The sequence below is a fragment of the Enterobacter sp. BNK-14 genome, assembly GCF_047456095.1.
In the GTDB taxonomy this organism is placed as follows: Bacteria; Pseudomonadota; Gammaproteobacteria; order Enterobacterales; family Enterobacteriaceae; genus Enterobacter; species Enterobacter kobei.
Map to the genome: position 1 here is coordinate 2516731 of NZ_CP179897.1, position 23766 is coordinate 2540496.

Here is a 23766-nt window from a genome sequence, read left to right on the forward strand (position 1 = left end):
CGAATGCTCCGAAAATAGTGATCTACCGCACATTTCCCTCCCCATCTACCGAAGCGAATGTCTACGCTTATAAGACGCCCGGAAAAAAACTGTCTTTAAGTACACACAACCGGAGGTCCCTATAACCATGTTCAACCAGAAACTACAGGCTACCGAGAATATCGAATTCGAGATCGCAGAAGAGCTGCGCTACGAGACCGATCCCTGCGAGTTGAAACTGGATGAAATGATTGAGGCGGAGCCGGAACCCGAAATGATCGAGGGGCTACCCGCCTCCGATGCCCTGACGCCCGCCGATCGCTATCTGGAACTGTTCGAGCATGTTCAGTCAACACGCCTGTTCGCGGACAGCAAAACCTTCCCTGACTGCGCGCCGAAGATGGACCCGCTGGATATCCTGATCCGCTATCGTAAAGTGAAACGTCACCGGGATTTCGACCTGCGCCAGTTTGTAGAGAACCACTTCTGGCTACCGGCCACCTACGGCACGGAATATGTTTCTGACCCCGGTCTGTCGCTAAAAGAGCACATTGACAGCCTGTGGCCGGTGCTGACGCGCGAACCGCAGGACCATATCCCCTGGTCCTCTCTGCTGGTGTTACCGCAGGCCTATATTGTGCCCGGCGGGCGATTCAGTGAGACCTATTACTGGGACTCCTATTTCTCCATGCTGGGGCTGGCGGAGAGCGGACGTAACGACCTGCTGAAGTGTATGGCGGATAACTTCGCGTGGCTGATCGAACGCTACGGGCATATCCCAAACGGTAACCGTACCTATTACCTCAGCCGCTCTCAGCCGCCGGTCTTTGCCCTGATGGTCGAGTTGTTTGAAGAGGACGGGGTACGCGGCGCGAAGCGTTACCTTGAGCACCTCAAGATGGAGCACGCCTTCTGGATGGACGGTGCAGAGTCGCTGCTGCTTAATCAGGCCTATCGCAGCGCGGTCCGTATGCCGGATGGATCATTGCTCAACCGCTACTGGGACGACCGCGATACGCCCCGGGACGAATCGTGGATTGAGGACGTAGAAACGGCCCGTCACTCCGGACGTCCGCCAAACGAAGTGTATCGGGACTTGCGCGCGGGTGCGGCCTCAGGCTGGGATTACTCCTCCCGCTGGCTGCGTGAGCCTGGCCGACTGGCCAGCATTCGCACCACGCAGTTTATCCCTATCGATTTGAATGCCTTCCTGTTCAAGCTGGAGAGTACTATCGCCAATATCTCAGCGTCGAAAGGGGATAAAGAGACCGCTGAACTGTTCCATCAGAAGGCCAGCGATCGCCGCGCCGCGATTAACCGCTACCTCTGGGATGAAGAAAGCGGCTGCTATCGCGACTATGACTGGCGCCGCGAAGTGATGGCGCTGTTCTCTGCCGCGAGCATTGTGCCGCTGTACGTCGGTATGGCCACGCATGAACAGGCCGATCGACTGTCGGATGCGGTGAAAACGCGACTGCTGACGCCGGGCGGGATTCTGGCAACCGAGTATGAAACCGGCGAGCAGTGGGATAAACCCAACGGCTGGGCCCCGCTGCAGTGGATGGCCATTCAGGGGTTCAAGCAGTATGGCAATGACTCACTGGGCGATGAGATCGCCTGGAGCTGGCTGCAGACGGTGAATCATTTTTATAAGACCCACCACAAGCTGATTGAGAAGTATCATATCGCCAGCAGTACGCCACGCGAGGGGGGCGGGGGTGAGTATCCCCTTCAGGACGGCTTCGGCTGGACCAACGGCGTAGTGCGACGGCTGATAGGGTTGTATGGGGAGCCTTGAGTGGGGTGCGGTCTGGTGCCCTCTCCCACAACAGGGAGAGGGTAAAGGGATCAGCGGATAACCTCATAAATGGCAGTCTGAATGGACTGCCATTTTTTCGTGGTGGCATCCGGTTGCGACTGCGCACGCCGCGTAGCCATATCCAGATCGTGCTGCTGGCGCTTCACCACGGCGGGCACGGTGCAGAACGCTTTGAGATACGCTTTACGCACTGAGGTCAGGGATTCACCGTTCGACATCGCGTGGCTGAGCGTGTTGATAAAGCGACGGCATGGCTTCTCTTCCGTCATGTTCCGTCGGTAGCGCAGCATGAGTTCCAGCACGTCGTCATGGCCTGCCGACATCGCCTCTTCGGTCCATGACAGTTTCCAGTCCATCCCGCCCTGCAAAAAGAGCTGCGCGACACGGGTATCGTTGCGGTTAATCGCTGAACGGAAATTATTGTCGTCCCAGGTCACCCCCATGCGGGTCAGCGTCTCGCGCGCAGAAGGGGTTTCGCGCATATCTTTCGGCGGAGCCGCTTGCGCAGTGTGTTCGGCCGATGACTGCGGTTTGCTGCTGGTCACCAGCCAGAAGCCGCCCACCAGGATGGCGATTACCATCACGCCAACCGCGCCCCATAACGCACCGGAGATAAGCTGCTCACGCTGTTCGGGCGTGCGCGGCGCGCGCTGGGTCGGCTTTTCAATCGTGTCACGAACCTCAAACAGATCGCCACCGGTAACCCGATCCATTTTCTGCGCCTTTTCCCAGAAAGTGTGCAGTTCACTGGCGTCCACCGCCATCAATCCGGCTGGGTTGACGCGCGTTCTCCCCTCTTCGAATGCACGTTGAACCGGTCGGGAAATCTGCATGTAGTAGTTATCCAGCAGCTGAATTTGCGCCGAACTTAACGTTTTCTGAACCGTGATGTTGTTGCGAATTTGCCGAATATCATCAAGGAAGGTTTGCAGCGTTTTACGCGGTTCTACCAGGAGCGTCAGCATGGCAGGATCGTTAAACAGCGAGGCGTAATACCGGCTGAACTCTTTTTTATCCACCAGCATCTGCGCCAGTTCACTGAACATCATCCCACTCAGGATATCGTTGATCTCCCCGAGCTTCAGCCAGCGTCTTACCCGGTCGGCATTAAATAAGGTCTTAAGATGATTATTGAGCCGCACCTGATCGGGCCAGGCCTGCTGAATAAGTCCTTTAATCATCAGCTCAATGGCGCGAACCTGCTTGTGCGCCTGCTGTTGCTGCAGTTCGCTACCCGTTGCCAGCTCCGTGCTGTAAGTCAGCAACGGTTGCTGCAAACGAAGATGTTCCAGCGTGGTCACAAAGCGCATCGCCGCAATCAGCTGGTTTTCGCTGACATCCTGCCCGCTTTCATACTGTGGAACGCGCTGCTGCAGCAGGCGCAGCTGCAGCGTAAATTCCGACATCTCGGCATCATTCAGATTGAGGGTCTTCGCAACGGCTGCCCATCCCCCGAGCGCTAAACGTGCGCTATCCAGTTGTTCCAGGAGCCAGCGTGGATCTTTTCCCTCAGAAACATGTACATTCAGGAGAAGCAAAATTTCAACCGACGCCTGGCGAATGACCGCCAGACAGTGTTCAAACTGTTCGCGAATATGATGTGATGTGCTGAGAGTCATTGTTTTCCTTAAGCGACAACGAAGACATCAGGAATGGGCACTTATGGCCATTTTTCTTTTATTTATACATGCTTAACCATACCTGACTTTCTGTTGAAATAAAGTGACAACCCTAAAATCATTAAAAATGTTTCAGGAGAATCTTAATGCCGGTTTTAATGACTTCACGCCTGAACTGCTCGCCTCTGCAGGAGCATGACTGGCCCTTTTTTCTGGCGTTGCAGCAACATCCTGACGTGATGCGCTTTGTGGCGGAAGACCGTCCCGTTGCCGCGATTCGTGAGGCGTTTGATTCTCGTCTGCCCCTCTGGACGCCGGGCAGCACGCACTGGCTGTGTCTCGTCGTCCGTGATGCCACCTCTCAGGCACCGCTGGGCGTGACCGGGTATATTCATCGTGAGGACGATTGCGCTGAAGTGGGCTTTCTTTTTGCACCCGAGGCGCAGGGGAAAGGTTACGGTTTCGAATCCCTGCAGGCGCTTTGCGATTACGCCTTTCGTGAGGGCGGACTACGTCGGCTCACCGCCACCGTCACGGCGGGAAATATCGCCTCCAGACGACTGCTGGAAAAAGCCCACTTTCGTCTGGAGGGGGAGCTTCGCGAGAGCTATTACCTTTCCGGACGCTGGCAAAATGACTGGTTATTGGGTTTATTGCGGCATGAATATCTGAACCATAACGCCTGATCAACAGCCATTTGGCGGATATTCTTCATTGTTCAATTCCTCTACAGTATCGCCATTACGAGGAAATGAATATGAAAGGTCATGCGCTGAATATCTCTTATGCCGCCATTGATTTAATAAAGAAGCATCAGGGGCTTTCACTGGAGAAATATCGTGATGAAAATGGTTTATGGGTGATCGGCTATGGACATGCGATCCATGAGGAGGACAATTTTCACGGAGGCATTACTCCGCTTCAGGCAGAATGTTTGCTTCAGGAAGATATTCAGTTATGTGAGAGGCTGCTGCGGGAAAATATAACACGCCCATTAACCCAACAGCAGCATGATGCATTGGTAGTATTGATATTCAGTTTCGCCGAGACGCCTTCACGTCTGAACGCGCTGTATCAGGCTATCGCCCGGGTATAGTACATGGCCGCCTGGGTCCGGTTTTTCACCTCCAGCCGCCGAAAAAGTGCTTCCAGATGCGCTTTTACCGTGGCCGCGCTGATGTTGAGATTGCGGCCAATCTCTTTATTTGACTCTCCCGCTGCCAGCAGTTTGAGTACCTCGCGCTGACGCTCGCTTAAACAGAGTAACGGCTGTGCTGATGATTGCTGGCTAACCCACTCCCCGGGAAAGCAGACCATCCCTCTCGACACGGAATCCAGCACGGCGGCAAACCGTTCGGGGTTAGCGTTACGGGGGATAATGGCCATCACGTTTCGCTGCATGAGTTGCTCAACCCATCTGGCCTCTTTTCTTGCCAGAACCATAATCACCCGTATCGCCGGGAAGGAATCCATAAGCTCTTCCAGGAAAGCACTCTCCTCTTCCTGGATCAAATTGCCGTCAATCATCACGATAGCAGACGGTGAAGCAGATATTTGCCCCCATAAATCGTCCGCCTGACAAGCGCCCGTTATATTTATTTCAGGAATTAACTCCTGCAGACCGTGTATCGCTCCATGAATAAATATCGACTGCCTGTCAAACATGATTACTCGCATCGTTTTTCTCCCTCTGAGAATAGCGAAGGGGGATTCTACAGAGGCAGTATTTAAGAAAAAACTCAATGAATGGAGAGGTTACAAATCCGCGAGTGGTTTTTATATTTGCCCGTACTTTGACACATCAGTTTTAAGGATTTCCTTAAGGGGTTCCCTCCCCTTAACAGCAGGCCTCACAGGAACATACCGCCTGACACCTCAATACGTTGCGCATTCATCCAGCCCAGCTTATCGCTGAGCAGTGCCGCGATGGCATCGCCGATATCGTCCGGCAACCCCACCCGCCCCAGCGCCGTCTGTGATGCCAGCATCTGATTAAGCTGCGCGTTGTCGCGAACGCGTCCACCGCCAAAGTCGGTTTCTATCGCGCCCGGCGCGATAATATTGACGGAGATACCACGCGCACCCAGCTCCTTCGCCTGATAGCGGGTCAACACCTCCATCGCCCCTTTCATCGCTGCATAGGTACCGGAGCCTGGCTGGGTAAATCGGGCCAGCCCGCTGGAGACGTTGAGGATCCGGCCTCCGTCATTCAGCAGAGGCAGCAGGCGCTGTGTCAGGAAGAAAGGCCCTTTGAAATGAATATTCATCGCCTCATCAAACTGGGCTTCCGTTGTGTCGGTATAGGGTGCATATAAACCCGTCCCGGCATTGTTCAATAAATAATCAAAGGTGTCGCGTTGCCAGACGGTCTTAAGGATTTCCTGAAGCTGCTGAGCAAACTTATCGAAGCTGGCAATATCACCGACGTTGAGCTGTAATGCTGCAGCATTCACGCCTTTTTCCTGAATTTCGCGAACAACCTCCAGCGCGTCCTGCTGATTGCTGTGGTACGTCAGAACAATTCCCGTTCCGTCTGCCGCCAGCTTCAACGCCGCGTTTTTACCCAAACCACGGCTACCACCCGTCACTAATGCGATACGTTCAGTCATCATAAACCTCGTTTTGGCTGTCATGGAGATTGAGAAAGAGCTTATTAGGTGATAGAAGATCAATAAAGATGGTTTAAAACGCTTCACTGTTTCAACAGCAACAACAATGAGCTTCATCTATGGATAAAATTCACGCAATGCAGCTGTTTGTTCGCGTCGCGGAACTGGAAAGTTTTTCCCGTGCTGCAGAAACCTTAACGCTGCCGAAAGGCAGCGTTTCGCGGCAAATTCAGGCCCTTGAAAACCGCCTTGGCACCCAGCTGTTGCACCGGACCACGCGTCGCGTCAGCCTGACGCAGGACGGCATGGTCTATTACGAACGGGCAAAAGATCTGCTGGCAAACCTTGATGAACTGGACGGACTGTTTCAGCACGATCCCTCCACCATAAGCGGAAGGCTGCGCGTGGATATGCCCGTCGGCGTTGCTCGAAATTTAGTCATCCCCAGACTGCCGACTTTTTTGCAGCAGTACCCGGGTATTGAACTGGAACTCAGCAGCAGCGATCGTCTGGTGGATGTGATTCGCGAAGGGTTTGATTGCGTGGTCCGCGTGGGCTCCCTGAAAGATTCAGGGTTAATTGCCCGGCCGCTGGGGAAACTGACGGTAATTAACTGTGCCAGTCCGGATTATCTGGCGCGTTTTGGCTACCCTGAAACGCTGGATGATTTGGGCTCACACGCGGTGATTCACTACGCCGCCATGCTGGGTACCCGTCCGCAGGGCTTTGAATTTTATAACGGCAGTGCAACGCAGTGGATAAAGACGGGCGGCGTATTAACCGTCAACAGCACGGAAACCTATCAGGCGGCCTGCCTTGCCGGGCTGGGCATCATTCAGGTTCCACGTGTTGGGGTACGTGATTTACTGCGGACGAAAAAACTGATTGAGATCCTCCCGCAATATCGCGCGGAACCGATGCCCGTGTCCCTGATTTATCCCCATCGCCGCAACCTCTCCCGTCGGGTACATCTGTTCATGGAGTGGCTGACCGAACTCACAAAAGCTTACGTGGATTAGTCGCAAGCTATAATTCAGTAACATCCAGCCTAACGAAAAGGAAAAGACGCGTGACGCCGGAAAATAACCCGCAACGACCCACCCAACATTTAGATTATGATCCCATCAAGAAGATGGAAACCGGGCCAGAAAAGGCTAAAACCCCAGGGGCGGCCAGCAAGACGCTGGGCACCGTCACCAGCCTGGCAGAAAGAATTCAGCAGTTTCCCATGGTTGCGCATTTGATACGTGCGACCGAGCGCTTTAATGACCGCATGGGGAACCAGTTTGGTGCTGCCATCACCTATTTCTCCTTCCTGTCGATGATCCCCATTCTGATGGTGTCGTTTGCAGCGGCCGGTTTTGTGCTCGCGTCGCACCCGACGCTGCTGCAGGATATTTTCAATAAAATCCTGAATAACGTCAGTGACCCGACCCTCGCCACTACGCTAAAAAGCACGATTAATACCGCTGTTCAGCAACGTACGACCGTTGGGATCGTTGGTTTGCTTATCGCCCTTTACTCCGGGGTAAACTGGATGGGCAACCTCCGCGAGGCCATTCGCGCCCAGTCGCGTGAGGTGTGGGAGCGTAAGCCGCAGGATCAGGAGAAAATATGGGTTAAGTATCTCCGCGACTTTGTTTCGCTGATTGGCCTGCTCATTGCGCTCATCGTTACGCTTTCGATTACCTCCGTGGCGGGCTCCGCACAGCAGATGATTATCTCTGCACTCTATCTGGATTACATCGAATGGCTGAAACCGGCCTGGCGCGGCATTGGGCTGGCGATTTCCATTTTCGCCAACTACCTGCTGTTCTTCTGGATTTTCTGGCGTTTGCCCCGTCATCGTCCGCGCAAGAAGGCCCTGCTCCGCGGAACGCTGATTGCGGCGATAGGCTTTGAAGTGATTAAAATCGTGATGACCTACACCCTGCCGTCGCTGGTGAAATCCCCGTCGGGCGCGGCGTTCGGCTCCGTGCTGGGGTTGATGGCCTTCTTCTACTTCTTCGCCCGCCTGACACTGTTCTGCGCCGCGTGGATTGCCACCGCCGAGTACAAAGGCGACACACGCATGCCGGGAAAAACACACCGCTAACCCCTCTCTCGGGCTGAAATTTCAGCCCGACTCATCATTTCAGCATATAAATCCAGTCCGTAACTTTTATTTAACCAAAAACCAGTTTTATCCACCAATATTTAAAAACTGTGAAGCATTTCATGGAAGTATTTTCGCTGGCCTGAAAATTATCCGCTTTTTGTTGCTTTTATCACCAGAACGCGACTTTGTTACAGATTGAAATGTCGCTTTTGCTGTGCGTAATATGGCCTTTCGTTCGATAAAAAATAAGAAAATATTATGCAAGCAACAGCCACAACACTCGACTCTGGCGCGGAAAACGTCCCGGTCAACTCGCGCAATAAAGTTGTCGTCGCATCGCTGATTGGCACCGCCATTGAGTTCTTCGACTTTTACATTTACGCCACCGCTGCGGTCATCGTCTTCCCGCATATTTTCTTCCCTCAGGGAGACCCGACGGCGGCGACGCTGCAGTCTCTGGCAACCTTTGCTATCGCGTTTGTTGCACGTCCGATTGGCTCTGCGCTGTTTGGACACTTTGGCGACCGTATTGGTCGTAAGGTCACCCTGGTGGCCTCTCTGCTGACGATGGGGATCTCCACCGTGGCGATCGGCCTGCTGCCGACCTACGAAACCATTGGCATTCTGGCGCCGGTCCTGCTGGCGCTGGCACGTTTTGGTCAGGGTCTGGGGTTGGGCGGTGAATGGGGTGGCGCGGCGCTGCTGGCGACCGAAAATGCCCCGCCGCGTAAACGCGCGCTGTACGGTTCATTCCCGCAGCTTGGCGCGCCGATTGGCTTCTTCTTTGCCAACGGGACCTTCCTGCTGCTTTCCTGGCTGCTGACGGATGAACAGTTCATGAACTGGGGCTGGCGTATTCCGTTTGTCTTCTCTGCCGTGCTGGTGCTGATTGGCCTGTATGTCCGCGTGTCCCTGCATGAGACGCCGGTGTTCGCTAAAGTGGCCGCGGCGAAAAAACAGGTGAAAGTCCCGCTGGGCACGCTGCTGACCAAACACGTCCGCGTCACCGTGCTGGGCACGTTCATCATGCTGGCAACCTATACGCTGTTCTACATCATGACGGTTTACTCCATGACCTACAGTACCGCCGCCGCGCCGGTTGGGCTGGGTCTGCCGCGTAACGAAGTACTGTGGATGTTGATGATGGCGGTCATCGGGTTTGGTGTGATGGTGCCGATTGCCGGCCTGCTGGCGGATAAATTCGGTCGTCGTGCGAGCATGATTACGATCACCACGCTGATCATTCTGTTTGCCCTGTTCGTCTTCCCGCCGCTGCTGGGTTCGGGTAGCCCGGCACTGGTGATGGCCTACCTGCTGATTGGCCTTAGCCTGATGGGGCTGACCTTCGGCCCAATGGGCGCGCTGCTGCCAGAGCTGTTCCCGACGGAAGTGCGTTATACCGGTGCGTCGTTCTCCTACAACGTCTCTTCCATTCTGGGGGCGTCCGTTGCGCCATACATCGCCACCTGGCTGCAGGCAAATTATGGTCTGTTCTACGTGGGCGTTTACCTGGCGGCCATGGCGACGCTGACGCTGATTGCGCTGCTGCTGACGCATGAGACTAAGCATCAGGCACTGTAAGCTAATGCCGGGTGGCGGCTACGCCTTACCCGGCCTACGATTCAACATGTTGGCCGGGTAAGCGCAGCGCCACCCGGCAAAAAACATCCCGCACCTTACTTCTTCATCTGCGACAAAATTGTCCGACACTGGTTCGCCTCACCTTCTGACGGCGAGATCAATGCCAGCAGCGCGGCGGCTGGGGTGACCAGCGTCGCGAGGGCTGCGGCCACCGCACCACGCGCGATCAGCGGCCCGGGCTTCACGCCTGCCTGCGGATTTTTAAAGGTGCCGCGGACATAAAGCGGCGAGCGCAGGGTAATAATACGGATCCCTTTACTTTCCGGGTCGATCGTCAAATCCAGCTGCTCTGAGGCCATGCTGGCGGTACCGGTCACGTTAATCACCGCGTTTTCCGTGTCGAAGGCAAAAATCTGCGGACGCGCCACGCCGTTAACCAGATCCAGATTGGCCGCGGCGCAGTTCACCCGCACCTCGTCATCCCCGAAAATTTGCCCGATGATAAAGTTGCCCACGTTCAGCCCCAGGATCTCCATCAGGTTGCGGCTGACCAGGCCGTCGTTCATCAGCAGTTTCAGGTTACCATTGCCGCTGCCCAGCAGCGCCGCCACGGAATTCCCTACCCCGCGAATGTCCGCGTCACCGTTCATTTCACCGAGGGTTTTCTGCATCAACTCCACGTTTGGCATCAACGCTTTCAGCTTCAGCCTGCGGGCCTGAATTTCGGCGCGCCCCTGCATCGGCTTTTTATCGCCCTCGAGGTGAATGTTCGAGGAAATCGTTCCGCCCGCCATACCAAACTTCAGCGGCTGCAGGCGCAGATCGGCGTTTTTAAGAATGACATGCGTCGAGAGATCGCTCAGCGGTAACGTGCTGCCGTGCTCAATTTTACGCCCTTTGAAGCGTACATCGGCATCCATCACGTCCCATTTGTCAGTTTCGAAGCGATCGTAAGGCAGCACTTTCCCCGCAGGCTGAACGTCCTTTTTGACCTCTTTCGACTTCGTGCCTTTGCCCGAATCTACGCCAATCAACGGGCCCAGATCGGCCAGACGTAGCTGGCGGGACTCCACATCCCCTTCCAGTTTCGGGCGCGGTTTTCCGGTGGTGTAGGTTAGCGAGCCGTGGATATCGCTGTCACCGATGCGGCCGTTAAAATCCCGGTAGTCAAAGACAGACGATTTTTCAGTGTCGATTTTGGCAACCAGATGCCCGTCCGTTTCGAACGGCGGCGTATCGGGCAGCAACACACCGGTCAGCTCATACAGTTCACCCAGCGAATCACCGGCAAATTTCAGCCGCAGATCCACGCCCCCCATGTTCATCGGGTCGTTGACCGTGCCCACGAATGCCACGCGCGTATTCCCTGAACGGAAATCCGCCTGCACCGGGAACGGCGTACCTTCGCTCCTGAGTGCCAGCATGCCGCCCATTTTTCCTTTCCCGCTCAGCGGCTGGCCGTTGTAGCGCCCTTTGGCCGTCAGGCCGAACACATAATCTCCCGCTTTGGCGTTATCGCCTTTCGCCTGGTTGCCCGTCACTTCGCTAAACGGTAGCGGTTTACCCAACGGATCGACCAGGATCTCCACATCCGCCTTGCTGACCTTATCGTCGATGGCGATCCGCCCGCGATCGAAAAGAATATTGTCCAGACGGAATGACCATGAAGAGGGCCGGGCATTGGGATCTTTTTCGCCGTCGCTGGCAAGGTTAAACGTCCAGTTGTTGTTCTTTTCAGAAAGGCGGATCAGACGCGCATCGGGCTGCTGGAGTTTAATCCACGGCAGATAGACGGTTTTGGTCAGGAGCGCTAACGGCGCCAGCGTGGCTTCAACGCGTGGCAGATGGACCATGGTGACGTCCGGAATATCCGGCGGGTTGCCGAGAATAATGTCGTCGGCGTGGACGTGCGGCCAGGGGATCCAGCTTCGCCAGCCGGTCTCCTGTTTCTGACGTTCCCATACCACGCCCAAATCGCCGCGGATGGCGAAGGGACGGTTCAGCTCAGCTGAGACTTTCTGGTTGATGGTCGGCTTAAGGCGATTCCAGTCAAACGTCGCAATAATGACGACGATAACCACGATCAACAACAAGAAAATCCCTGTAGTCCAGGAGATAACCCTGGTTGTCTTTGTCATTTTTGTCCCCTTTCCTGATGGCCTGTCCTGTAAAACTATAGTCCAGACAAGGGGAAACGGGCGGATCAGAGGTGAGTTATGACGGTATCGAGGGTATCCATAGGAACCGGACGAGAGAGGAAATAACCTTGTGCGGCAGCGGCGGGTGAGTTTTGCACATCGCGCCACTCTTCCAGCGTTTCCACACCTTCGACAATCACCCCTTTGCAATAGCGGTTCATCAGCTGCAATAACAGCGTAAACAGGTTTCGCCCTTCCGGGGTCTGACGCAGCATAATAAACAGATCGCGGGCCACTTTGATGTAGTCATAACGCACTTCGCTCAGCGCAGAGAAGTTCGCCATGCCCGTACCAAAGTCATCCAGCCACAGCGGGCCAAATTCACACATCGAGGCAAACGAGGAGTCCTGCGGCAGCCGGACGTGCTCCACCAGTTCAAAACGCATCCACGGCAGAGTGGCGATCAGTTCCTGCAACTTTGCATTCTGACGCAGCGCCAGCAGTGTCGGGCCATCCACGTTAACCGAGGCAAGGATATTGTGCCGCTCGAAAAAGGCCTGTTTGGTCGCCAGCATACGAAGCTGCTCTTCCAGCACGTCAAGGCGCTGGCGAACGGCAACTTCGGCAAAATAGCGATCTGGCGCGATACGCTGTAAAGGGTTTGACGGGTGCGTAACGACGGTCAAAATTTCAATGGCCATCAGTCGACCGTCCGTTCGGTAGATCGGCTGATAGGTATACGCACGCTCACATTGCAGCCAGTAGCGATGCTCCTGCAAGTTCTCAATACTTGCCTCAGGCGTAGTGCTCAGCCGCTGGATAACCTGCTCTGACTTCATTTCAGATGTCCTGTTGTTGGATGGCCTTTCTGGACTCGTCACTGGGTTATCGGCGCGACAATTGAGAACTTTATGTTCAATTCACCGGGAAAATGAAATTAAGATGACAGAAATTTGCCGGAACACGTGCTGGCTCAAATTAAATAATGGAACGTCGTTTTAATATAGTTGACCATCTAATTCACTCAGCGCACACTGCTGATAAATTCTTCTGTTCAGGTTCACGACTATGTCCAAAAAAATTGCCGTGATTGGCGAATGCATGATTGAGCTGTCCCAAAAAGGCGCGGAAGTCAGCCGCGGATTTGGTGGCGACACGTTAAACACTTCCGTCTATATCGCCCGTCAGGTTGCGCCAGAAGCACTCTCCGTGGACTATGTTACCGCCCTCGGCACGGACAGCTTCAGCCAGCAGATGCTGGAAGCCTGGCAGAATGAACATGTGGGCACCGCGCTGATCCAGCGTATGGAAAACCGCCTTCCCGGGCTTTACTACATCGAAACCGACAGCACCGGCGAACGCACGTTTTATTACTGGCGTAACGAAGCCGCGGCGAAGTTCTGGCTGGAGAGCGATGCAGCCCCGGCCATTTGTGAAGCACTGGCAAGCTTTGACTATCTCTATCTGAGTGGGATCAGCCTGGCGATCCTCAGTCCAGTCAGCCGCGAAAAGCTGCTGTCGCTGCTGCATAAATGCCGCGCCAACGGCGGTAAGGTGATTTTTGATAACAATTACCGTCCACGCCTGTGGGCCAGCCGTGAAGAGACGCAGCAGGTTTATCAGCAGATGCTGCAGTGCACGGACATTGCGTTCCTGACGCTCGACGATGAAGACGCCCTGTGGGGTGAGAAGCCCGTAGATGACGTGATTGCACGCACGCAGGCGGCGGGCGTAAGCGAAGTCGTCATTAAGCGCGGGGCGGAATCATGTCTGGTCGCGATGGCGGGTGAAGCGGTGGTTGAAGTCCCGGCGGTGAAGCTGGCCAAAGAGAACGTGATTGATACGACAGCGGCAGGGGACTCCTTCAGCGCGGGTTACCTGGCGGTACGTCTGACCGGGGGAACGCCGGAAGCCGCGGCACAGCGCGGACACCTGACGGCCAGCACCGTGATTCAGTATCGCGGGGCGATTATTCCGCGTGAGGCGATGCCTGTTTAACCAAAGTGAGGGCTGATGCCCTCACCCTGGCCCTCTCCCACAGGGAGAGGGCATGTCTACGCATTACTGTCCTTGCGGAATATCCGTCGCGTCCGGGTGTAAATCATCCGCTGCGGTCGCCGGCTGCGGCGCGGTAACCATAATAGAATCCCAGGTCTTCTGAAGTTCCTTCATGTCATATTCCGGCTCGCCTTTCGGCTGCATAAGGATCAATGCCATATCCTGCGACAACTGCTGACGTAAATCCTGATTTAACATATCCACGGTCAAACCGTTCAGGAAATCCTGACGAAGCTTCTGGTACTGTTCAGGCGCAATGTCGACAACCTGATTCTGCAGGGAGCGGATGCGCTGGCTGATCAGAATATCCGTATCGGCACGCGCGTAGGTCGCAAACAGCTTCTGCAGCTCCAGTTTTTTCTGGGCCACCAGCGCATTGAACTCCTCTTCAGAGAGGCCCTCTTTACGCACTTTTGCCAGCTCTTTGGCGACCACACCCAGATTCGCATTCAGCTTATCGCCCGGCGATTCAACGTTAATGGCACATTGCGCACGCTGGAAAAGCACGCGACAGTCAAAGCCAAGACCAATATTCTTCACGTTATTCTTACTGAGCGTCTGCTGGACGTGCCAGAACAACGCTTCACGCGCCAGGTCGGCACGCCAGTAGCGCAGCAGCGCGGCGGATTCGCGGATAGGCTGCCAGGCGTTATCCCACATCACGGAGAGTCGGTCCTGACGCACGGTGTCCGTCATAATGCTGACAGGCTCGGCGCGCAGCGGAGAGAGTGTCGGAACCGGGGCAGGCGTTTCACGCTTGCCTTTCAAATCGCCAAACGCTTTGTTGATCTGTTCAACCACCGCGCGGCTATCGACATTGCCAACCACAATCAGCGTCATGGCGTCCGGGGTGTACCATTTCTGGTAGAACGATTTCACCTGTTCGGCATCGACCGGCTGCTTCAGCGGCTCCGCCGGATCGTGACCCAGCAACGTTGAACCTTTCAGACGGTAGCGCCACCAGCCCTCTTTGGTATCCGCAGGCCAGGTCGCCACCATGTCGCTGTTGCTCAGCGCATAGTTAACGGTATCCGGCGTAATCGCCAGGTTGCCTGAGGCATCAGCGAGATAGGTCAGCGCTTCTTTGAGCAGATCGTTACGGTTATTTGGCAGGCTCAGGTTAAACATGGTGTAGTCATAGGAGACCACAGCCGGAGGCAGCGGGCGTTTTGGATCGATGGCCTGTTGCCACAGCGAACGCACCTGAACCGCTTGCAGGCTGCCGCTCTGAGTGAGCGCCAGACGGGGAATAAAATGGCTAAAACCGGTTTGCTGAGTACTTTCCGTAAGGGAGCCGGTATTAACGGACAGACGGATTTCAACACGATCGCTCGGACGTTGCGGGGTGGATAAAACCTGCCACTGGAAACCGTTCGCTAACGTGCCTTGTTGCCAGGCCGGGTCTGGCTGGAGCGCATCTGCCTGCACATAACTGGCTGCTGCCATCATCAGCAAACCGCCGGTTAAGAGTCGAATTTTTGTGCCCTGCATGTGAACCCCTGATCAACATTCCTGGTTAAAAAGAGTGACTCGCGACGCGCTGCACTCTAAAAGATGACGATGAAAACACGTCGATTAGACCGCGCGTTCGGCAAAACGTCACGGTCCGAAGTGAAATATACCCAAAAAAAATCTTGTCGAATTATGACAGGTATGAAGGGTTATTATGCGCAGGAGCCCGCATCCCGACAAGGGAATGCGGGCATTTGTAACAAGATTAGGAGGTTAAACCAGGAGTTTTGCTATCAGACACGCGATTATTCAGCGTATCGTCGAGTTTTTTGTGATCCAGCTCTTTCACCCATTTCGCGACAACGACCGTCGCCACACCGTTACCTACCAGGTTGGTTAATGCGCGCGCCTCGGACATAAAGCGGTCAATACCGAGAATCAGCGCCAGGCCCGCCACCGGCAGATGCCCCACCGCAGAAATGGTGGCCGCCAGCACGATAAAGCCACTGCCCGTTACGCCTGCCGCGCCTTTCGAGGAGAGCAGGAGCACCACCAGCAGGGTGATCTGATGGAAAATATCCATATGGCTGTTGGTCGCCTGAGCGATGAACACCGCCGCCATCGTCAGGTATATCGACGTACCATCAAGGTTGAAGGAGTAGCCCGTCGGGATCACCAGCCCGACCACCGACTTACGGCACCCGAGTTTTTCCATCTTGTCGAGCATACGCGGCAACGCCGATTCTGAAGAAGAGGTCCCCAGCACAATCAGCAGCTCTTCACGAATGTAACGGATAAATTTGAAGATGTTGAAACCTGTCGCACGGGCAATGGAGCCTAGCACCACCACCACGAAAAGAATACAGGTGATATAGAAGCAGATAATCAGCTGGCCCAGCTGCACCAACGTACCGACGCCATACTTACCGATGGTGAAGGCCATCGCACCGAAGGCACCGATTGGCGCCAGGCGCATGATCATATTGATGATGCCAAAGATGACCTGTGAGAAGCTCTCAATCACGTTAAAGATAAGCTGGCCTTTGCTGCCCAGACGGTGCAGGGCAAAGCCAAACATGACGGCAAACAGCAGTACCTGCAGAATGTTTCCGCTGGCAAACGCGCCAATGACGCTGCCGGGTATCACGTCCAGCAGGAAGGCCACCACGCCCTGATCCTTCGCCTGCTCGGCATAGACCGCGACCGCTTTGGCATCGAGCGTTGAGGGGTCAACGTTCATGCCCGCACCAGGCTGGACCACGTTAACGATAATCAGACCAATAATCAGCGCAAGGGTACTGACCACTTCGAAATAGAGCAGCGCCACAGCACCGGTACGGCCTACCGCTTTCATGCTTTCCATGCCAGCGATGCCCGTGACAACCGTACAGAAGATTACCGGGGCGATGACCATTTTGATGAGCTTCACGAACGCGTCGCCAAGCGGTTTCATTTGCGCGCCCAGCTCAGGGTAGTAATGCCCCAGCAAAATACCGATGGCGATGGCTGTCAGGACCTGGAAATAGAGACTTTTGAAGAGTGAGGTTTTCATAAGGTGTCCTTGGGAAGAAAAACCACAGGTTTTGTAAGGTTATGGTTAACCTGCGGCTCTAAAATAACACCCGTATAACAGGACAGAAATAAACTCAGTTCAAATTTGAAACACAAATGTTAAGAACTTTGAGCTGGCTCGCACAAGCCAGCAACAAAATTACACTTTTGCGTGATTGTCAGCTCCGGGAAGGTAGCGTTGTTCAAAGACATCCGCAGGAACAGCAGCGGCAAAAAGGAAGCCCTGACCGCTCTCTACGCCCGCCTCTGCCAGCCAGATGCGCTGCGCGTCGGTTTCAATCCCCTCGGCAATCAGATGCAGATTGAGACTGCGCGCCATCTGAATAATGGCCTGCACCATGCTGCTGTCCTCTGGCAGCCCTTCGACAAACGCTTTGTCGATTTTCAGCACATCCACCGGCAGGGTTTTCATATGCTGAAGCTGACGCAGCCCGGCGTAGCCCATACCAAAATCGTCCAGCGCGATGCGAATGCCGGCATTGCGCAGCGGCTTCAGAATGGCAACGGCTTCGTTAGGATCGTCAATGCGTCGGCTCTCCGTCACTTCCAGCGTCAGCGTATCAGGCTTGATCCGGTAGCGATTGATCAGCTCCAGCATTTCGGAAACCATCGTCGGATGCATGAGCTGCAATGCAGACAAATTGACCGACAGCGGCAGCGTCACGCCGCGCTCCTGCCAGGCGGCAAGCTGGCGGCAGGACTCCTCCAGCACCCAATAACCGACGGTGACCATCAGGCCACAGGATTCAATGCGTTCAATCAGCCCCTCCGGCAGCTCCCATGAGCCGTCCGGCTGCTGTACACGAAGCAGCGCCTCGGCGCTTTTTACTTCACCCGTCTGTAAATTCACCTGCGGCTGTAGCCAGAGAGCAAACTGACGGTTATCCAGCGCGGTCAGGATGTCGCTCTCTTCCGTCAGGCGCTGCTGCGCCTTTTCCATCTGTTCCGGGTCGAAGAACTGGATCTGATTTTTGCCTTTGCGCCGGGCGGTAAACGCCGCCGAGAACGCGCGGCGATACAGCTGCTCCGCCGTTAAATCACCGTAGTACATGGCGATACCGATACTGGCGCTTGGACGCAGCTGGATCCCCTGAACAGGCAGCCGCTCGTTAATGACAGTGAGCACTTGCTGACCTAATGTGATGGCATGCCACGGCTCTTTCACGCCGTTGGCTATCACCACCAGGTCGTAACCGCTGACCTGCGTCAGCACCATGCGCGGGGCCAGGACAGATTTCACCTTTTCCACCAGCGTCAGCAGCAGCATTTCACGCTGGCTCTCCTTGAGCACGCCCGCCGTATCCTGCAGGGTTTCACAGGCGATCACCATCAGCGCCGTGGTTTGCTGGCGCGCAACCGTCTGCTCCAGCATCGCCATCAGAAACGCCTTATTAGGAAGTTCTGACACCGGGAATCGCGTGGCGCTGTTATTTAACTCATCCTGCTGACGCTGGATGCGCTGCTGGTTGAGGTTATAGCTGCGTACCAGCATCCCGATCTCATCGTCATGATGAAGGCGCGGCAGTTCAAGCTGGTGCCCCAGCTGATCCTGCGGCGCAAGCGCATTCAGCTCGCGGGCGATACGGCGCAACGGATGCACAATCAACCGGTTAATACACCAGGTTAACGCTACGCTGAGAATCAGGGTCATAAGTAAGCAAGTGGTCACTAACGTAACCACCCAACTCATGACGAACTTATACATGCGATACGAGTCTGCCTGCAGGACCAGGTAGGCCAGCGGCTGCGGATTGGCAGGACGTTCCAGCGAATAGAGAGGCAGAGAAATTTGCACCGGCAGTTCAAACAGGCGCATGACCATCATCGGGACGGGGCGTTCCGGGATAAAGCTCATCCGCAGCGCCTGGAACTGGTTGGGCAAGACGACATCCGCGCGGCTCACGATGCCAGCAGGCTGAATGCGTTTTAAAATGGTTTCCGCTTCGGGAATATCCCCTTTCAGGATCGAGGCGGAGAGTGGGCCGCGCACCGAGCGGGCGATACTTTCTAACTGCGAAGCCGTGTTATAGCGATTCTGCTGCACGGAATGAAACAGCAAAATGACGCAGAAAAGCAGGACAAACAGCATCGTGACGGCAGACACCATCGCCATCTGTTTGATCGTTAAGGAACGGCTGACACGCAAAATGACTCTCCACAAAACTCGAAGCGCAGGGCGCGCCAGGGTGTAAACCTGGCGCGCCTGAGTATACCCGATTGCTGTGCTATTAAGAGAGACTTACAAATGGATTAAGGAAAATCCGATTACCAGTCCGCGTAAGGAATGAGCGGCTGCGGCGGTAAGTCCATATCGCCCTGCCAGCCTGCGGCAGAGTAACGCACATAAATCAGCGCATGGCTTGGGGTATAGTCTTTCGCTTCCTGAATATCCACGCCCATGCCCACAAACCAGTTGGACGTGACCCGGCGTTCGATAATCGCCCGTGCGGTATAACCCGTGCCGGAGCTGCTGCTGCCGGTTTCCATCGCCCCCCGGTCAGTATAGCGGCCGGGTTCATCGGTCGGGATCAGACTCTGAATCGGGTAGCGCAGTTCATCTTTGGTTTTGGAGTGTGACCAGGAGACAGAGCCGCCCAGCTCCCAGGACCAGTTTTCTGTGCGTTTACGCCAGGTCACCGGCAGTGCGAAGGAGACATACTCCTGCGGGCTGTAATAGCCGCCCTGACCCAGGGTATATCCGCTCAGGTCTTTGTCGTAATGCCAGAGCATATTGGAGACGCCGACCGTCAGACGCTCGTTGTTTTTATTAATGAGCTTGTAGTAGTAACCCGTCATCCAGCGGACGCGCCAGTTATCTTCCACATTTTTACCCGTCAGCGTTTCTGCGTTCAGGCTTGACCAGACGCCGTTCGCCTCACCTTTGTCATAGCTGATGCTTACGCCCCCCCCGGTCGCACGTACGCCGCCCCAGGTGGTGCCGGTATTGGTATCTTTCTGCCCGGCGAAGGCCAGCAGTGAACTGGAGATTGGCCGACGATGGGCGTTGACGGTATAACCGATGGGACCCAGATCGCTGCTGTAGCTCAGGCCGCCCACCACGTCGACGACGTCAAAGCCCATCGGGGTGGTACCAATATCCATCGACCAGGTTTTATTCTGCCAGCCGACGGCGACGCTGGCGCCACTGTCACTCTGATGGGTGCTGCCGCTACACGGTGTTTCGTAGCAGGTCCCCCATTTAGGGTCGTACGTACCGTTATTGTTATCAAATGAACCGGCGTCCATATTGACCAAATCGCTTCTGAAGAACATGCGGCCATCAGAGAGCGGGGCATCGACCTGGAGCATGGTGGTATGGGCTTTCAGATCGGAATAGCCCCCCGTGCCGCTGGAGCCCCAGTAATCGTGCTGCAGCGTGACGTTAACATCCTGCTGACGGTACAAATCACCGGCGTCACTCCGTACGCCGCGCTTCAGCCAGTCATCTTTTTCATCGTTACGCGTCAGACGGGTGAAACTGTCGTTGTCCACCGGACGGGTCGTCGTGATGCCTGATGACACCATCGCGTCTTTATACGTCTCCAGCGCTTGCTGAGGCTGACCGTTCTGCGCCTGGAAGCGCGCGGCATCACGTAACACCAGCGCATTTTCCATTGAGGCAGGCTGCGATTTGGCCTGCGGAATGATGTTGTTGAAGGTTTGCTCTGCGGCGGCGGAATCGCCCAGCCCCGCCTGCGCCATCGCGATCCGACGCTGCATATTGAGGGATAACGGTTCGCCATTCTGCGCGGCAGGCAGTTTCGCCAGCTCGGCACGCGCAGCGTCCTTGTTACCTTGCGCGCTATAAATCTCGGTCAGACCGAGGATCGCGTCCTCGTTCTGCGGCTCACGCTGCAGGACGGCGTTGTACGTCGTTTTCGCCGATTCCAGATCGCCACGCTGCTGCGCCCAGTCGGCCAGCGTTAAGTCGATACGGGTAGAGGTCGGCTGCTGACGCAGAAGGTTTTCCGCCTCCTGCTCTTTACCGCTGTCGCGCAGGCGGTTGGCGGTTTCCAGCACCTGGTTACTTTGCAGACGGTCGGCCAGTTCCTGAATGTTGCCATTCCACTGGCTACGCGGCAGCGTATCCAGATGCGCCAGCGCGGCCCGGTCCTGATTGTTCCCGGAGAGATAGAGCCCGTTGGCATACACCTGATCCGGGTCAGACGGTTTCTGGCTGGCAAGCTGGCGCATCAGGGTGTCCGCCTGGCTGCGCTGGCCCGCGCTGTAGAGATCGCGCGAGAGACGATACGTTATCCAGACGTCGCCTGGCGAGAGCGCCAGACGGCGGCGCTGTATTTCTGCTGCCTGGGCGTATTTCCCCTGATTCTCCAGCTGTTCGGCCTGGGCAGACAGTTGCTCGTTAGTCAGGCTACGTTCAATATCATCAATGCTCCGGCGCTGGCTGGCAGAAAGCGACTGGATAAACTGCGAGGCTTTCTCCGGTGACTGTGCGCGGTAAATATTGGCCAGACCGCGAACCGCATTGCTGTTACCGCTGTCCATACGCAACGCCTGACGATAATAACGCTCCGCCGCATCGTTATCTTTACGTGCCGCCGCGGCATCACCCAGGCCCAGCACCGCGTAACTGTCGGTATTGTCGATGTTACGTGCCTGCTGATAGTAACGTTCCGCCTGTGACGGGTTATTCGCCTTGAGCGCCGCATCGCCCTGCTGGATCAGCAGCCAGTAGCGGTTGACCTTCAGCAAACTGTCCCATTTACCCCGGTTATCGCTCTGCGGGTCGAGGGCTATGGCCTTTTCGAACTGCGCCACCGCGCGGGCACGATCGCCTTTCTGGGAATAAGCCTGTCCCAGGGCACCCACCGCTTCACTGTCAGCATGGTTGGCGCTGACGGCTTTTTGCAGCTCCGTAACCGCCTTACTCCCCTGCCCGGCGTCCACTGCCGCCAGACCTTCCGCTTTCGCCCGGAAGGCCGGGTCTGCGAGCTGTTTTTGCTGCGCTTCAAGCTGGGCACGCGCCGCCGCGACGCTATCGCCGTCGCTGAAAACGCTCAGGTATTTTTGCAACGCGCTGACGCTGGCGCTGCTGGCAGGCTGGTCTTTGATCTGCTCATACCACATGTCAGACGCCTGGCTGCGGCCGCCGGTCGATTTAGCCATCTCCCGCAGGACCGCAAAGCCCTCATCGCGGCGCCCGCTCTGGAACAGGAGCTGGGAAAGCGTCGTCTGCAGCTGCGTATTACCGGGGCTGCTGCTGTTAATTTTTTTCAGCTGGTTAATGGCCGCATTGCGGCGGGCAGGATCTTTCGCCACCACATTCCAGTATTCCGTCGCCACGTCGCCACCCGGCGGGTTGCCGTCAAAGAGCTTGTCATAGGCGGCAATCGCCTCCTGAGTGTGCCCTGTCGTGGCGAGCAAGCGCGCCTGCTGTAACTGCTGTCGGCCATCCGGGGTGGAAAGCAGCATCGTATTGCGTGAGGACTGATACGCGCTGGAGCCCGGAGCGATCCCTTTCAGGCGATCCAGCTCTTTTTGCGCACCGGCGGTATCGCCCTGGCGCAGCAGGTAACGAAAACGGGCGGCGATAACATCAGGGTTGTTCGGATCAATCAGTTCAAGACGATAGAGCGACTGACGAACCAAATCCTCACGCTGTGTCGACTCGCCCAGCCGAACCTGCTCCAGCAGCTGTTTCTGCTGCGGAGAGTTAACGGCCTGCGCCAGCGGCATCAGTGCCAGCCCAAGCGATAAAGTGAGTAAATTTACTGTGAACTTGCGCATTCCTGGCCCCAATCCGGTATTAAGTCACCTTTAGCGGTGAAGCGAAAACGATGCTGATCCCATCCCTGACCAAAGAGAGTCAGTACATAGCTGTAATAGGCGTTGTTATCGGGAAAATGGTCTGCAACGCGCTGGCGCTGAACCGCCTGAGCATCGCGCTGTTGTAAAAACGGCAGCATGGCGGCAGAGAACCCGACCGGACCATTGCCGGTGCGTTTACCCGTCGCCACGTCCACTTTTTCCGGCGGCACGCCCTGTTTCATTGTTTTTGCCGCCATCGGCTGGAAGCGCGTCAGCAACCGGGCTTTCTGAGGGTCTTTATCACTCATCATGCCCACCCAAAGATAGACACGAATGGCGTCATAGCCCCCTACCAGCGCTTTATCCTGCTTTAACTGCCAGCCTCTGTTTTTCTGATACTGCACCCAGTCCGGCGAGAACCCCTTTGGCGCGCTTTCCAGCAGCAGTCGCAGATTCGTTTCACGAAGCGTGGTCCACGGGGCACCAAAGCGGGTGAAATAGCTTGCTAACTGCGGAGGAAGATAGCTGGGGTTAAAGCGCCAGGCGTTTTCATCAGCAAAACCGACTTTACCCGGAAGCAGCATGGCGCCGAGCCCTGGTACTTTCACCACTTCCTCACCGGCAATGCGTTTCAACAGCGCCTTACCCGTGCGGGTGTAGTCCGGATGTTTCCATAACCGGCCCGCTTCAAGCAGTGACCAGGCGATCCAGACATCGGCATCTGAGGCGGAGTTGGTGTCAATCACCGCCCAGTTTTCTTTGTCTTTCTGCCCCCAGAGCCAGGCAGGCAGATGGTCGTTGAGATTGCCGCCGGCAAGGTTATCGCGCGTCCATGTCAGTATTTGCTCAAACGCGCGGCGGTCGTTGGCGGCCAGAGCAAAGAACAACGCATAGCTTTGCCCTTCCGACGTCGTAATTTTGCGCGTGTCACTGGGATCAATGACGCGCCCGCCCTCGCTGATGTAATCCTTTTTGAACTGCTCCCAGGCAGGCCAGGTACAGGCGGCGCGAAGAGGAAGCGCCGCCAGCATCAACGCTGCTACTGCACACCAGCGAAAGGCTTTCATCACAT

Annotated in this window: 17 protein-coding genes; 7 read left to right on the plus strand and 10 right to left on the minus strand. The window is 55.8% G+C overall.

The annotated features are described in order from the left end of the window. Window positions 1-127 precede the first annotated feature (127 nt). Window positions 128-1777, plus strand: a complete 1650-nt coding sequence (locus tag ACMGGM_RS12085) for an alpha,alpha-trehalase (RefSeq protein WP_014885585.1) — start codon at window positions 128-130, stop codon at window positions 1775-1777. Window positions 1778-1827: 50 nt separating this feature from the next. Here the strand turns inward: ACMGGM_RS12085 and ACMGGM_RS12090 are convergent, their stop codons facing one another. Then, window positions 1828-3417, minus strand: coding sequence for an STY4199 family HEPN domain-containing protein (locus ACMGGM_RS12090; RefSeq protein ID WP_014885586.1), 1590 nt, complete (start codon window positions 3415-3417; stop codon window positions 1828-1830). A 146-nt stretch (window positions 3418-3563) separates the two neighbouring features. Between ACMGGM_RS12090 and ACMGGM_RS12095 the strand changes: the two genes are divergently transcribed. Together ACMGGM_RS12095 and ACMGGM_RS12100 are read left to right on the plus strand one after the other, a co-directional pair. Then, a complete protein-coding gene (locus ACMGGM_RS12095) occupies window positions 3564-4103 on the plus strand; it encodes a GNAT family N-acetyltransferase (protein ID WP_063614515.1) in 540 nt (179 codons plus the stop codon). A gap of 71 nt (window positions 4104-4174) precedes the next feature. Next, complete coding sequence (locus ACMGGM_RS12100) at window positions 4175-4513, plus strand: lysozyme (protein WP_014885588.1); 339 nt, start codon at window positions 4175-4177, stop codon at window positions 4511-4513. Here ACMGGM_RS12100 and ACMGGM_RS12105 read toward each other — a convergent pair. After that, window positions 4492-5094: a response regulator transcription factor gene (locus ACMGGM_RS12105; protein WP_014885589.1), complete on the minus strand. Its 603-nt coding sequence runs from the start codon at window positions 5092-5094 to the stop codon at window positions 4492-4494. The genes ACMGGM_RS12100 and ACMGGM_RS12105 overlap by 22 nt on opposite strands. 173 nt (window positions 5095-5267) lie before the next feature. Next, complete coding sequence (locus tag ACMGGM_RS12110) at window positions 5268-6026, minus strand: SDR family NAD(P)-dependent oxidoreductase (RefSeq protein WP_023331529.1); 759 nt, start codon at window positions 6024-6026, stop codon at window positions 5268-5270. Window positions 6027-6145: 119 nt separating this feature from the next. Here ACMGGM_RS12110 and ACMGGM_RS12115 point away from each other — a divergent pair, with 119 nt between their 5' ends. The 3 genes from ACMGGM_RS12115 to ACMGGM_RS12125 all read left to right on the plus strand — a co-directional run bounded on the left by ACMGGM_RS12115 (window position 6146) and on the right by ACMGGM_RS12125 (window position 9705). After that, on the plus strand, window positions 6146-7045 hold the full coding sequence (locus ACMGGM_RS12115; protein ID WP_023337927.1) for a LysR family transcriptional regulator: 900 nt from the start codon (window positions 6146-6148) through the stop codon (window positions 7043-7045). 50 nt (window positions 7046-7095) lie between these two features. Beyond that, the gene (gene yhjD / locus ACMGGM_RS12120; protein WP_014885592.1) at window positions 7096-8121 is read left to right on the plus strand and encodes an inner membrane protein YhjD; all 1026 of its coding nucleotides are present in this window, start codon (window positions 7096-7098) and stop codon (window positions 8119-8121) included. A gap of 261 nt (window positions 8122-8382) precedes the next feature. Continuing rightward, complete coding sequence (locus ACMGGM_RS12125; RefSeq protein WP_063944047.1) at window positions 8383-9705, plus strand: MFS transporter; 1323 nt, start codon at window positions 8383-8385, stop codon at window positions 9703-9705. Between the two features lie 95 nt (window positions 9706-9800). On the opposite strand, the gene ACMGGM_RS12130 is transcribed toward ACMGGM_RS12125, so the two are convergent. Together ACMGGM_RS12130 and pdeH are read right to left on the minus strand one after the other, a co-directional pair. Next, window positions 9801-11843, minus strand: coding sequence for an AsmA family protein (locus ACMGGM_RS12130; RefSeq protein ID WP_050861819.1), 2043 nt, complete (start codon window positions 11841-11843; stop codon window positions 9801-9803). 65 nt (window positions 11844-11908) lie between these two features. Beyond that, complete coding sequence (gene pdeH / locus ACMGGM_RS12135; protein WP_063944049.1) at window positions 11909-12682, minus strand: cyclic-guanylate-specific phosphodiesterase; 774 nt, start codon at window positions 12680-12682, stop codon at window positions 11909-11911. Window positions 12683-12911: 229 nt separating this feature from the next. Between pdeH and ACMGGM_RS12140 the strand changes: the two genes are divergently transcribed. After that, window positions 12912-13841 (plus strand): sugar kinase, encoded by a 930-nt coding sequence (locus ACMGGM_RS12140; RefSeq protein WP_014885596.1) that lies wholly within the window; start codon window positions 12912-12914, stop codon window positions 13839-13841. A 63-nt stretch (window positions 13842-13904) separates the two neighbouring features. Here the strand turns inward: ACMGGM_RS12140 and ACMGGM_RS12145 are convergent, their stop codons facing one another. From ACMGGM_RS12145 to bcsZ, 5 genes are all read right to left on the minus strand, one after another. Further along, window positions 13905-15392: a M16 family metallopeptidase gene (locus ACMGGM_RS12145; protein WP_014885597.1), complete on the minus strand. Its 1488-nt coding sequence runs from the start codon at window positions 15390-15392 to the stop codon at window positions 13905-13907. 226 nt (window positions 15393-15618) lie between these two features. Further along, a complete protein-coding gene (locus ACMGGM_RS12150; RefSeq protein WP_014885598.1) occupies window positions 15619-16905 on the minus strand; it encodes a dicarboxylate/amino acid:cation symporter in 1287 nt (428 codons plus the stop codon). 159 nt (window positions 16906-17064) lie between these two features. Further along, window positions 17065-19071, minus strand: coding sequence for a biofilm formation regulator HmsP (hmsP, locus tag ACMGGM_RS12155; protein WP_023331533.1), 2007 nt, complete (start codon window positions 19069-19071; stop codon window positions 17065-17067). A gap of 119 nt (window positions 19072-19190) precedes the next feature. Continuing rightward, window positions 19191-22673 carry a cellulose synthase complex outer membrane protein BcsC gene (gene bcsC, locus ACMGGM_RS12160; protein WP_063944051.1) on the minus strand — a complete coding sequence of 1161 codons (3483 nt, stop codon included), beginning with the start codon at window positions 22671-22673 and terminating at the stop codon, window positions 19191-19193. After that, window positions 22655-23761 (minus strand): cellulose synthase complex periplasmic endoglucanase BcsZ, encoded by a 1107-nt coding sequence (gene bcsZ, locus ACMGGM_RS12165; RefSeq protein WP_045135438.1) that lies wholly within the window; start codon window positions 23759-23761, stop codon window positions 22655-22657. The genes bcsC and bcsZ overlap by 19 nt, the downstream gene beginning before the upstream one ends. Window positions 23762-23766 lie beyond the last annotated feature (5 nt).

What these genes read in the sequence shown, in the direction of transcription:
- ACMGGM_RS12140 (WP_014885596.1), top strand. Translation starts at nt 12,912, where the DNA reads ATGTCCAAAAAAATTGCCGTGATTGGCGAATGCATGATTGAGCTGTCC.
- ACMGGM_RS12125 (WP_063944047.1), top strand. Translation starts at nt 8,383, where the DNA reads ATGCAAGCAACAGCCACAACACTCGACTCTGGCGCGGAAAACGTCCCG.
- pdeH (WP_063944049.1), bottom strand. Translation starts at nt 12,682, where the DNA reads ATGAAGTCAGAGCAGGTTATCCAGCGGCTGAGCACTACGCCTGAGGCA.
- bcsC (WP_063944051.1), bottom strand. Translation starts at nt 22,673, where the DNA reads ATGCGCAAGTTCACAGTAAATTTACTCACTTTATCGCTTGGGCTGGCA.
- ACMGGM_RS12110 (WP_023331529.1), bottom strand. Translation starts at nt 6,026, where the DNA reads ATGACTGAACGTATCGCATTAGTGACGGGTGGTAGCCGTGGTTTGGGT.
- ACMGGM_RS12130 (WP_050861819.1), bottom strand. Translation starts at nt 11,843, where the DNA reads ATGACAAAGACAACCAGGGTTATCTCCTGGACTACAGGGATTTTCTTG.
- ACMGGM_RS12150 (WP_014885598.1), bottom strand. Translation starts at nt 16,905, where the DNA reads ATGAAAACCTCACTCTTCAAAAGTCTCTATTTCCAGGTCCTGACAGCC.
- ACMGGM_RS12095 (WP_063614515.1), top strand. Translation starts at nt 3,564, where the DNA reads ATGCCGGTTTTAATGACTTCACGCCTGAACTGCTCGCCTCTGCAGGAG.
- ACMGGM_RS12105 (WP_014885589.1), bottom strand. Translation starts at nt 5,094, where the DNA reads ATGCGAGTAATCATGTTTGACAGGCAGTCGATATTTATTCATGGAGCG.
- ACMGGM_RS12085 (WP_014885585.1), top strand. Translation starts at nt 128, where the DNA reads ATGTTCAACCAGAAACTACAGGCTACCGAGAATATCGAATTCGAGATC.
- ACMGGM_RS12100 (WP_014885588.1), top strand. Translation starts at nt 4,175, where the DNA reads ATGAAAGGTCATGCGCTGAATATCTCTTATGCCGCCATTGATTTAATA.
- bcsZ (WP_045135438.1), bottom strand. Translation starts at nt 23,761, where the DNA reads ATGAAAGCCTTTCGCTGGTGTGCAGTAGCAGCGTTGATGCTGGCGGCG.
- ACMGGM_RS12090 (WP_014885586.1), bottom strand. Translation starts at nt 3,417, where the DNA reads ATGACTCTCAGCACATCACATCATATTCGCGAACAGTTTGAACACTGT.
- ACMGGM_RS12115 (WP_023337927.1), top strand. Translation starts at nt 6,146, where the DNA reads ATGGATAAAATTCACGCAATGCAGCTGTTTGTTCGCGTCGCGGAACTG.
- ACMGGM_RS12145 (WP_014885597.1), bottom strand. Translation starts at nt 15,392, where the DNA reads ATGCAGGGCACAAAAATTCGACTCTTAACCGGCGGTTTGCTGATGATG.